Annotated in this window: 12 protein-coding genes; 10 read left to right on the forward strand and 2 right to left on the reverse strand. The window is 45.6% G+C overall.

The annotated features are described in order from the left end of the window. Window positions 1–91 precede the first annotated feature (91 nt). The 5 genes from BFC17_RS00695 (at window position 92) to BFC17_RS00720 (ending at window position 4,001) form a co-directional block, all read left to right on the forward strand. Window positions 92–805, forward strand: a complete 714-nt coding sequence (locus BFC17_RS00695; RefSeq protein ID WP_070174541.1) for a C40 family peptidase — start codon at window positions 92–94, stop codon at window positions 803–805. A gap of 601 nt (window positions 806–1,406) precedes the next feature. Beyond that, complete coding sequence (locus tag BFC17_RS00700) at window positions 1,407–1,934, forward strand: hypothetical protein (RefSeq protein WP_070174542.1); 528 nt, start codon at window positions 1,407–1,409, stop codon at window positions 1,932–1,934. A 213-nt stretch (window positions 1,935–2,147) separates the two neighbouring features. After that, window positions 2,148–2,582, forward strand: coding sequence for a hypothetical protein (locus BFC17_RS00705; protein WP_070174543.1), 435 nt, complete (start codon window positions 2,148–2,150; stop codon window positions 2,580–2,582). 571 nt (window positions 2,583–3,153) lie between these two features. Further along, entirely contained in the window at window positions 3,154–3,417 is a 264-nt protein-coding gene (locus BFC17_RS00715) for an acyl carrier protein (RefSeq protein ID WP_070174545.1), read from the forward strand. 125 nt (window positions 3,418–3,542) lie between these two features. Beyond that, on the forward strand, window positions 3,543–4,001 hold the full coding sequence (locus BFC17_RS00720; RefSeq protein WP_070174546.1) for a hypothetical protein: 459 nt from the start codon (window positions 3,543–3,545) through the stop codon (window positions 3,999–4,001). Between the two features lie 103 nt (window positions 4,002–4,104). Here the strand turns inward: BFC17_RS00720 and BFC17_RS00725 are convergent, their stop codons facing one another. Both BFC17_RS00725 and BFC17_RS00730 read right to left on the reverse strand, forming a co-directional pair. Further along, complete coding sequence (locus BFC17_RS00725) at window positions 4,105–4,398, reverse strand: type II toxin-antitoxin system RelE family toxin (RefSeq protein WP_070174547.1); 294 nt, start codon at window positions 4,396–4,398, stop codon at window positions 4,105–4,107. Beyond that, a complete protein-coding gene (locus BFC17_RS00730) occupies window positions 4,388–4,636 on the reverse strand; it encodes a type II toxin-antitoxin system Phd/YefM family antitoxin (protein WP_070174548.1) in 249 nt (82 codons plus the stop codon). Before BFC17_RS00730 ends, BFC17_RS00725 begins: the two co-directional genes overlap by 11 nt. Window positions 4,637–4,822: 186 nt before the next feature. On the opposite strand from BFC17_RS00730, the gene BFC17_RS00735 reads away from it, so the two are divergent. The 5 genes from BFC17_RS00735 (at window position 4,823) to BFC17_RS00755 (ending at window position 10,199) form a co-directional block, all read left to right on the forward strand. Further along, window positions 4,823–5,956, forward strand: coding sequence for a DUF3800 domain-containing protein (locus BFC17_RS00735; RefSeq protein WP_217493998.1), 1,134 nt, complete (start codon window positions 4,823–4,825; stop codon window positions 5,954–5,956). Window positions 5,957–6,043: 87 nt separating this feature from the next. Further along, window positions 6,044–6,880: a CPBP family intramembrane glutamic endopeptidase gene (locus BFC17_RS00740; protein ID WP_070174550.1), complete on the forward strand. Its 837-nt coding sequence runs from the start codon at window positions 6,044–6,046 to the stop codon at window positions 6,878–6,880. Between the two features lie 68 nt (window positions 6,881–6,948). Beyond that, window positions 6,949–9,084 (forward strand): serine hydrolase domain-containing protein, encoded by a 2,136-nt coding sequence (locus BFC17_RS22685; protein WP_217493999.1) that lies wholly within the window; start codon window positions 6,949–6,951, stop codon window positions 9,082–9,084. Window positions 9,085–9,624: 540 nt separating this feature from the next. Continuing rightward, on the forward strand, window positions 9,625–9,903 hold the full coding sequence (locus BFC17_RS00750; RefSeq protein WP_020745301.1) for a type II toxin-antitoxin system RelE/ParE family toxin: 279 nt from the start codon (window positions 9,625–9,627) through the stop codon (window positions 9,901–9,903). After that, complete coding sequence (locus tag BFC17_RS00755; protein WP_070174551.1) at window positions 9,903–10,199, forward strand: HigA family addiction module antitoxin; 297 nt, start codon at window positions 9,903–9,905, stop codon at window positions 10,197–10,199. The genes BFC17_RS00750 and BFC17_RS00755 overlap by 1 nt, the downstream gene beginning before the upstream one ends. Window positions 10,200–10,225: the final 26 nt, after the last annotated feature.

Raw genomic sequence — 10,225 nt, forward strand, 5'->3', positions numbered from 1 at the left:
AAACACGCGGGCTCTGCTTCGCAGTATAGCCCACGCGTTTGTGCCGCCAAATTAGGGCGTTAGGTGCTTATCAGCTCGGAGGCCCCGGTAAGTGAAAGCTGGTGACATTATCATCTCGCGGAATGAAGCTCGCGGCAGTAAGCTTGTTCGTAGATTCACGAAGAGCAATTGGAGCCATGTGGCTATTGCAACATCCTCCGATACGATACTTGAGGCAGTACCAACCTCGGATCGAAAAGATGAGGTTCGTGAGCGCAGCTTTGCCGATCTTCTCAACGAAAGTGATCAGCTAGTAGTTTTCGAACGACCTCAGCCACTAACCTCAGAGCAAAATGATCGACTCAAAAATTTCACAAAGTCTAATAAGTCGAAGAGCTACACATTACTCCATGCCGGATTGACGATGGCGGGATCATTCATTTGGGCAGTAGTAGTAATATTTTTTGTGCTATCAGCGGTTGAATTATTTTCGATAAACCGAGAGCTAGGAGCAACACTTAGTAGTTATATTCTTGCCCTAGTTTGTGTTGCCTGCTTCTTTTCCATATGGGCGGCGCTTACCATATGGTCGTTTCGAACAAATATGGGCGTTCCTACAACGGAAAAGTTATTCAGCACTACTCAGTTTGGTCGCTATCTTGTCAGGATAAAGCATGAGATGTTTTGCTCAAAGCTCGTGGCATTAGCTGAAAAGGAAATTGAGGGCGATCTATCTCCTAAGTTGCCAGCTCCTGAAGAGTGCCTTCCAAAGCACATTTTTAAGACTTGCCAGAAATTGGGTTGGTCTTCTGAGCGTTATAAATGAGTAACTTGGCACTAGCGCGCTGGCCTAGCTAGTAGGTTCGCACCTAACAAATTGCTCCACCTGACACATACTGCTACGCTCGTTTTTGTGTGTGTCGCTGGCGCTCCATTTTTACACAAAAACGTTCTCCGCAGTATGTGCCGGTGAGCAAGGCGTTATATGCCAAAGGGAATTTATGCATTGTCCAGAATGTAAGAAAGATGGAATATCAGCTTTTGGTAAAGCCATGCTGTTATTCGATGTACCGTTGAGATGTCGTAAATGTGGCACCCTGTTTTCTTTACATAAATGCCTTCAAACTCTGTTGCTCGTAGCTAGTCAATGTTTAGTTTTTGCTGCGTGCATTTGGGCAATGTTCCAGTTAAGTAAACTATTTCTTTGGCTGGCAATAATAGTGGGCTTTTTAGCTCTAATCGGATTCGCGCTTGTCTTGCCAATTAAAAAAGTAAAACAAATAAAAAGGTTTAAACAGCGTGTCATATAACAATAAAATTATGTCGCCCGCAGGCGGGCTGGGACACAAACAGGCAGGCGGCTTCGCCATTGTAGCCTGCCTGTTTGTGCCCCATATTTAGGCGTTATGGCTCAAGGATGATTCAAATTGAAAAATGATGAGAATTTAAAGCTTTATGAAAAGATGTATCTTTTTGAGATAGAGCGAAGAGAAAAAATTAATGCTCGTCTGAATCTACCCATGGCAGTCATTGTTGCCATTTTCGGGCTTCTGTCATATGTGTTTAATTTTGATACAAACTCTTTCACTATTTGTGAAAACTTCGTTTTCTATATGCTCCTAACCTTTGCATCTATTTCGTTGTTTGTTGCGTGCTATCATTTTAAAAATTGCTGGTCAGGGCTGGTCGATCAGTATATGCCTACAGCAAAGGACATTGAAGATTACTACCAGACTTTAGAGTCAACTTACGCAGAATTTGATGAAAAAGAAGATCTTGTTAAGTCTTACTTCAATAAATTCCTTTTAGAAAGTTACACAGAATATGGCTCCTACAATGCCAGAAATAATGACTATCGTTCCGAGCAACTTTACTTTACGGTAAGGGCATTGAGCGTTAGTTTGTTTCTAGCTTTGATCGCGACCATCGTTTTAAAAATAATGGCTTTAACTTAAGAGGTAAAACATGTCTAAACAACCACCACCTCCGCCGCCACCGCCGGGACCTCGTAATGTTAGGAATCACAATGTGCCCAAGCCTAAACCTCCAGGGAAGAAGCCATAACAAAACGCTGTTGGCACTCCCTTCGGTCGCTGGGACGCATACACGGGGCCGCTTCGCGATTATAGCCCCGTGCATGCGCCCCAAAGCTTAGTGTTAGGTTGCCGATGCTAAATCGATTTCTAGCTGTTGTTTTAATGTTCTTAGTAGTGGCCTGCACTTCCGGCCCAACTGATAGGGCTACTGAAGTCATGTGGCATGGCAGCTCCCCTGCGAGGCAGTATTCATTCGTATTTGTAGATAGCAACAAGTCTCCCGTCCGGGGCGTCTCATTTAAATGCATAGGAGATGAAGGAACTATAGCTTCAAATGTCGCTTCTGATTTAAATGAGTCTGCAACATCCTCTGATAGTTTAGGTACTCTCATTATTGCTCATAATGGATTTCAAACTCATGGAACATATATGCGAAAGGGAGATGAACATTGGGGGTTTAATAGTCCAGAATTACCTCAGTGTGAATTTTATTATCAAGGACGTACGATATTTTCTGGTAAATTAAAATCTTTCAAGGCAAAGGAATTGGTGGTTGTAAATGAGTAAGCAACCTAACAAAAAAATTATGTCGCCCGCAGGCGGGCTGGGACACAAACAGGTAGGCGGCTTCGCCATTGTAGCCTACCTGTTTGTGCCCCATATTTAGAAGTTATGTGGCAGTTGAGAATGAACCGATTTTTTAGCATTTTGCTTATGGCCGTTCTGTGCGGTTGCACTTCGACCAAGCCCAAAGAGGAAGAGTTAAAATTCTCTTATCAGGATAACTACGACTATTTTGGGTATGTTACTCATTGGGTTAGAAACCCAGAAATTCCACCTACAGATAATAATATAGTCGGCGCTGAAAAGGATTTTTCACTCTGCAAGAGCAAGATAAATGAGCATCTAATTGATGCTCAAGCACCAAGTCGTGATATCCAATATGCTTTTATCGTAGAGTGTATGTACAAAAACGGTTGGTTCTTATCTGCGGAGACTTACATAGTTACGCAGTAAGCCACATAACAAACCAAGTCAGCGGGACACTAACACGTAGGCTCCCGTCACTTCGTTCCGTATTATAGCCTACGTGTTATTGCCCCTGCTTGGGGCGTTATGTGCTAAGAAGGAATTCAGCATGGGCTTGGATACTGTAGAAATCGTATTGTGGGCTGAAGAGAAATTTGGTGTAGAAATGCCCGATGAAGAAGTTACTAATATCTATACTGTCGGAGAGTTTGCTAATTACATTGCCAGTAAAGTTAATGCAGAGAAGGGCACTAATATCAGCTTTAAGGAAGTGATGCCTGATTTACTTGATGTGCTAGAGTCGGATTATAGCGTGCCAAGGCATAAAGTTACTTTAGATAGTCGGTTTGTCCAAGATCTAGGTTTTGGCTAGTCGCACATAACAAACGCATTAACCACTCGCTGCGCTCGCTAGGGACAAAAACACGTAGGCTCCCTGCGCTTCGCTTGGTATTGTAGCCTACGTGTTTTTGCCCGTTATGCGGGCGTTAGGTGCTAATGACAAAACTTTACATCTCAATCTTATTAATCTTAATTGGGCTAGCAAGTTCAATTTGGATTCAAAAACAAATTGATGCAGAGGTACCTAAAATAGAAGAATATTCAGTAGTCTCAAGTTATAAACCTGTTAAATTCAAAACTCGGCAAACTGGCGGAAAACCTAGCTATGAAATCACCACATTTACCGTCTCAGACGTAGAGTTTGTAATCACAGAGAACAATCCATTTTATACCCATGTTTTATCAGCATTGAGTGCTGGCGGCAAACTTCGGGTTTGGTACAAGCCGACAGATAATTCGAAATTGGTTTATCAACTATCACAAAACAACAATATCGTGGCCCCATTTGATAAGTTGGTGCACATTAATGGGTATTCAGGTGGCGGGGCAGCAATAATTCCCATATTGCTCGCTATTGTATTTGTATTTTCGTGGTATCGCATAAGTGGCACCTAACAAAAAAATTATGTCGCCCGCAGGCGGGCTGGGACACAAACAGGCAGGCGGCTTCGCGATTATCGCCTGCCTGTTTGTGCCCCATATTTAGGTGTTAAACCCTTTAGTCAGCATCCAGCCTTTTTAACGCTTTTTTGTAAGCTTCATTTCTTTCACGTTTACCGACTGCAAGTACTGTGACAATCACAATGTCATCGCGGACTTGGTATACAAGTCTATAGCCGGATTGTCTCAACTTGATTTTGTATACATTTTCCGCGCCCATCACTCTGTCTGGCGCAACATGTGGTGCATCAAGTCTTTCAGACAGCTTTTTCTTAAACTGCTCTTTTAAAGTACTACCGAGCTTGCTCCATTCTTTAAGCGCGCTTTTCTTAAATTCTAGCTTATAGGTCATCTAAACTTACCGAAACGCTTTCTTCACTATTTCTTTCTTGAACTAGATGAAGCAGTTCCAGATCTTCTAGGCGATCCATCATTTTTTCATAAATTTCAGCAGGTACACAGTAGAAAGCTGGTTCATTTCTATTTAGTATGGCTACAGGATCACCGTATGCGCTGCCCGCAACTTTCATGGGGTTTGCTTTGAGCTCAGTAATGCTTGCAGCTACTTCAGCTAAAACTCTAGTTGTCATAAAGGTCTCCAAATAGGTCTTTAATTAGGTCATTTTAGGCTAAGTTGTTAGGTTTAACAATCACATTAAGTCGGTCGCAAGCTCCCTGGGACAGTAACACATGGGCTCTGTCGCTTCGCTCGGATTTTAGCCCATGTGTTACTGCCCCTTATGTGGGTGTTAAGCATCTAGAGTAAGCATGGAGAATTGAGCTTGTATTTTTATGTGGATGAAAGTGGGCACACTGGCCCGAATCTTTTTGATGAGACCCAGCCAATACTCTATTACGGCGTATTGTCGAGTAAAATAAATTTGGATGCAGCTGCAGAAAGTAGAGTAAAGAAAATCAGAAAGAAGCTCGGGGTTAAGAGGCTTCATGCATCTGAGCTTGGCAATGGAAAATTAGTAACAATAGTCAAAGATATTGAATCATTGAGAAAACGCTATGATCTCCGGTTTGATATTTATCGTGTGGCTAAAGTTGATCACGCTCTTATTAGTTTTTTTGACCAAGTATTTGATCAGGGTATGAACCCAGCAGTCCCTTGGACGTCTTATTGGACCCCAATGCGGTATGTTTTACTTTTAAAATTAGCCTCATTGTTTGATGAGGAGCTATTGAAGGCAGCATGGGCAGCTAGAATAAATCTAAAAACCAATGAAGCTAATGTTTCCTTGGTAGATATATGTAATACGCTAATATCTAGAGTCGACAACTTACCTGATGAGCGATCTCGTCAAGTTATCACTGACTCCTTAACGTGGGCTGCTGCGAATCCAGACGAAATATATTACAACGTAAAAAGCAAGAAGGATCTATTACAAATAACGCCCAACCTGATTGGCTTTCAATCAGTGATGCACGGCATCGCATCTAGATTGCTAAAGAACGGGAAGACAGCATCAAAAATAATTGTTGATCAGCAATCACAGTTTAATACTGCACAAAAGAAACTCTCAGATTTTTACGCAAAAGGGAAAGACCTTCCTTTGGTTAACGGTCCGGGGCTCCCTGAAATTGATTTTAGTGGTATGCCGGAAACGCCTATATCGTGTACTGCTGGTACTGATAGCACTGGTCTTGAATTGGTAGATATATACCTCTGGGTCTTTAAGAGGTTTATGGATGAGAAAGAGTTAGCGCCGGAGCTATTTTCTCTTATTAAAGGCCAATTACACCGTGGGCACACCGACGAGGTGTCTATCAATGCAATAGCAAGTCGATGGACTAAATGGTTTGAAGAGCTACCTGACCCTACTGATGAACAAATGGAAAAAGGTAAAGAAATGCTGAGGATGGATGAGGAAAGGAGGCTCCTAGCTGTAAATGGAAATGCTTAACAAGCGGCAGCAGTCGGAACAATTCTCCGCTCCTTCGTCGCTACAAATTGTCCGCTGTGCCGGGCGTTAGCCAAGAAAGAATAAAACATGCATCAAACGACCTCAGTACCCGAAACATGCCAAGTGCAGTTCCGTTCATTTATCCCTTTTTTGCTGATTTCGTTCGGTATCGCCTGGGGTATCCTTGGACTGTACATCCTACTCCCGGATCTTATGGGAACGGTGTTTGGCCAGCTTACCGGCAACCATCCGCTTTTTTTCCTGGCTGTTTACGCGCCTGCAATCGCAGCATTTGTTCTTGTTGGCCGTAACGGCGGCCTCAGCGGTTTGCAGCGTTTCCTTGGCCGGGCATTGCTATGGCGCTGCAGCGTGGCCTGGTATGCCTTTCTTATCATTGGCATACCATTGATCTTCATTGTCGGTTCGGCGATCAGAGGGAACCTCCTAACGGAACCTTTTCCATTTGCATCCTTTCAGGGTTTACTCATAGCGTTGGCCCTTGCCGCCATCAAGGGCCCGATTGAGGAGTTCGGTTGGCGGGGGCTGGCACTCCCTCTTCTACAGCGGAAGTTTGCTCCGCTTTGGGCTGGGTTGGTTCTTGGAGCCATCTGGGGGCTTTGGCACCTGCCAGCCTTCCTGTTGAGCGGAACCCAGCAGAGCGAGTGGTCATTCGCGGCATTCTTTGCTGGATGTCTGGCGATCAGCGTCATTGCAACGGCACTGTTCAACAGCTCGCGTGGCAGCATTCTTTTATCCGCGTTCTTCCACTTTTCACTCATGAATCCGATTTTTCCGGATGCGCAACCCTATGACACATACCTGCTGATCGTTGTTGCAACCCTTATCGTCTGGTGGAAACACAAGGATATGCTCACAAAAGAAGGTTCCGTCACAGAAGTTATTCCGCAATCGAAAACCCCGTAATGTTTTTTTGATTCCGAGCGTGACGTGACCACCGATTTGAGGCTACGGCGGATGATAAGGAAAGCAGAATGCCAACTATATCCAAAACGTCTTTAAGCACTGTTGCGGGGGGGCGTATCCGCATCGCCATATTGGTCCTCTTCCCACTTCTGCTGATATCGACAGGGCTTTGTCCACTTTTGATCACCTTTCCGGCTATTGCCGATGCCGCAGCGACACTTGATTCTCATGAAGATTTTCAAGCAGCACTCGATGGCTTTCAGGAAGAATATGGTTTTCCAGGCGCAACGGCTGCTTATGTGTTACGAGATGGCACAACCGGCGTTTTCGCAACCGGACTAGCCGATGTCGAAGATGGGACGCAGATGACGGTGCGATCTCGGATGCTTACAGCCAGCATTGGCAAGACTTTTGTTGGAGCGACTGCTTTGGCGCTTGCTCGCGAGGGCGTGCTGGAGCTGGATGCACCGGTGTCGCAATGGCTTGGTGATCGGCAGTGGTTTACCCGCTTACCCAATCACGCTGTAATGACCGTACGTCACCTTCTGAACCACAGTTCAGGATTACCGGACCATGTCCATTTGGAAAGCTTTGCAACTGAGGTCTCTCACCGATGGCGTGAAAATCAAAACCCCTTTTCGCCTGAGGACTTGATTGATTTTGTTCTGGACATGTCGCCACTTTTCGAAGCGGGTGAGGGGTGGTCATACTCCGACACAGGGTATATCTTGCTGGGGCTGGTGATAGAAGCTGCTGCAGGCAGAACCTATTACGAAGAAATACACGAACGCTTTCTGGCGCCGCTTGATCTCACTCTGACTGCGCCGTCTGACAGACGATTGCTGCCCGGGTTGGCTGCCGGCTATATGGGAGCAGAAAATGCTTTCGGGCTTCCCCGAAAAACAATCCAAGCAAATGGCATGATGGTATGGCATCCCGGATTCGAATGGACTGGCGGTGGTTTGGTGAGTAATTCACGCGACCTTGCGAGGTGGGGGGCATCATTGTTCGGGGGCAATGCGATGCCCGGCGACTATCTGAAGGAACTCTTGCGGCCGGTTCCAATCAGCCCTGATAATCCCAACGTCTACTATGGAGCAGGGGTTGGCATTTATCGATCAGGACCATTTGGGCCCGTCTATGGACATGGCGGGTGGATACCCGGTTATAGTTCCAGTTTGCGCCACTATCCAGACCATGGAGTTACCATAGCTTTTCAAATCAATACTGATGTCGGCATAGTGGATGATACGACTGCGGTGGTCAGAGAAATGGAAGAGCGGCTGGCAACGATCGCTATATCTGCTAGCAATGCCATGCACGTGAGCCGGAACAACACTCACGGAAGGGGAGACGAACTGTTCATGAATTCTATATATTTCATTTTGTCAATGCTGGGGTTTGCCTTGTTGGCGCTGATTGCAATTCGCCTGTGGGACGAGCGTGCCGACCGAATGGAATGGAAACGACTGGCAGCTTTACAACCTCAAAACCCAGGTATATATGACCCCGTGATGGTTGCCGATCTGCCTGAGCCCGCCCGGCGATTCTTTAACTTTGCCATTTCGCCTGGCACACCGTTGCTGACTGTGGCTGAAATCGACATGGGGGGAGAATTCAGTCTGGGTACACGGGATAACCCAAACTATCAGCCGATGGATGCAAGGCAGATTCTGGCTGCACCGACTGGTTTTGTCTGGAAGGTGAAGATGCCCGGAGTCGTGTCGGTGTCTGGCTCTGACACTGGGAAATGGACGCGCTTCCGAATTCTCGGTCTGATGCCAGTTGCCCGCATGGGTGGCGATACGAACCATGCACGGGCTGCATATGGCCGATATGTTGCCGAGGCTGTGTTCTGGACTCCAGCCGCCTTGCTCCCAAGATCAGGTGTTGTTTGGGAAGCTCTGGATCAGGACACTGCACGGGTGACAATAAGTCACAAAGGGCTATCGCAGGCGATAGATCTAAAGGTGGATGCCGAAGGTCGACCCGTGTTGGTTCAATTCATGCGGTGGAGCGATGCGAACCCTGAAAAGAAGCATCAGCTCCAGCCTTTTGGTGGGAGTCTGTCAGATTTTCGTGAAGTCCAGGGTTTTCGCGTCCCCTTCAATGTTGAAGCCGCCAACATGTTTGGCACAGACCAGCACTTTGTGTTTTTCAAGGCAAATGTCACCGTCGTCCGGTTCTTGGCGGCAGGATCATGATTTCCTGCGACCAACGCCTACATGCATTTACAGTGAAACCGGCTAACAATAGCATGGAACAGACAAATCTCCGCAGGCTCCGATTTGCTGCTCATGCGTGAAGTTATACGCCGATTCGGGCTTAGCTGTTTTAAGGCTTCAAAGGATTAGATTTTTGGCTAGGTAGGGCTGCTTGCTAGGTTGTTTTTGCACCCATCATTTTCAGTTGTTTCAACAGCATTATCATCGCAGTTTTAGATAGTCAGCAACGCCAGCATTCAGCATTCCAGGTTGCTCACAGGATCCAATTGGCATCTGGTATTTTGTAGGTTGTTGTTTTAAGGTAATTCAAGGTGTTATGCGTTGCTGGCAATATCAGCAGGTGTTGGCGGCAAGCCGCGACGGTTGGGTGCTCGCACGTATAACAAAAAAATTATGTGGGACACAAACACGCAGGCTCTGCTTCGCAGTTTAGCCTACGTGTTTGTGCCCCATATTTAGGTGTTATACGCGCTGAAAATTCCACTAGCAAGTTGTAACCTATGAGGTTACAATGGCCGGATGATTAAGAGTTTTATACATAAAGGCCTTCAGAAGTTTTACGCTAAAGGAACCACATCGGGAATTCAGAAGAAGCATGAAAATAAACTTCGTCTTATTCTGTCTAATCTCGATCAAGCAGAAACGCCTGACGACATGGATTTACCCGGCCTTTATATGCATAAACTCAAAGGTAACAGAAATGATATTTGGTCTGTCCGAGTGAGTGGTAACTGGAGAGTTACATACCGCTTTGTTGGACGAGATGTTGAAATCGTTAACTACGAGGATTATCACTAATGAATATGCATAACCCAGCACATCCAGGTGAGATACTCAAAGTTCTTGTTATTGATGCTCTAGAACTCACTATCACTGATGTAGCTCAGCATTTAGATATTAGCCGCAAAACCTTGTCGAAAGTTCTTAATGGTAAAGGAGCCATCACGCCAGAGATGGCTCTTCGTCTAGAGCTGGCTTTTGGTAAGCCTTCAGCTGCTCATTGGCTACGTTTGCAGAATGCTTTTGATTTATGGCAGACTCGACAACATCAAAGTTCTTTACATGTCTCACCTTATAATCTGGCTACGGTATAAAGACGCGTATAACAATCGAATGTTGG

The organism is Marisediminitalea lipolytica (assembly GCF_001758465.1).
Taxonomy (GTDB): domain Bacteria; phylum Pseudomonadota; class Gammaproteobacteria; order Enterobacterales; family Alteromonadaceae; genus Alteromonas; species Alteromonas lipolytica.

Excerpts from the sequence above, each read along its gene's own strand:
- BFC17_RS00705 (WP_070174543.1), top strand. The coding sequence starts at position 2,148 with ATGCTAAATCGATTTCTAGCTGTTGTTTTAATGTTCTTAGTAGTGGCC.
- BFC17_RS00715 (WP_070174545.1), top strand. The coding sequence starts at position 3,154 with ATGGGCTTGGATACTGTAGAAATCGTATTGTGGGCTGAAGAGAAATTT.
- BFC17_RS00720 (WP_070174546.1), top strand. The coding sequence starts at position 3,543 with ATGACAAAACTTTACATCTCAATCTTATTAATCTTAATTGGGCTAGCA.
- BFC17_RS00725 (WP_070174547.1), bottom strand. The coding sequence starts at position 4,398 with ATGACCTATAAGCTAGAATTTAAGAAAAGCGCGCTTAAAGAATGGAGC.
- BFC17_RS00730 (WP_070174548.1), bottom strand. The coding sequence starts at position 4,636 with ATGACAACTAGAGTTTTAGCTGAAGTAGCTGCAAGCATTACTGAGCTC.
- BFC17_RS00740 (WP_070174550.1), top strand. The coding sequence starts at position 6,044 with ATGCATCAAACGACCTCAGTACCCGAAACATGCCAAGTGCAGTTCCGT.
- BFC17_RS22685 (WP_217493999.1), top strand. The coding sequence starts at position 6,949 with ATGCCAACTATATCCAAAACGTCTTTAAGCACTGTTGCGGGGGGGCGT.
- BFC17_RS00750 (WP_020745301.1), top strand. The coding sequence starts at position 9,625 with ATGATTAAGAGTTTTATACATAAAGGCCTTCAGAAGTTTTACGCTAAA.
- BFC17_RS00755 (WP_070174551.1), top strand. The coding sequence starts at position 9,903 with ATGAATATGCATAACCCAGCACATCCAGGTGAGATACTCAAAGTTCTT.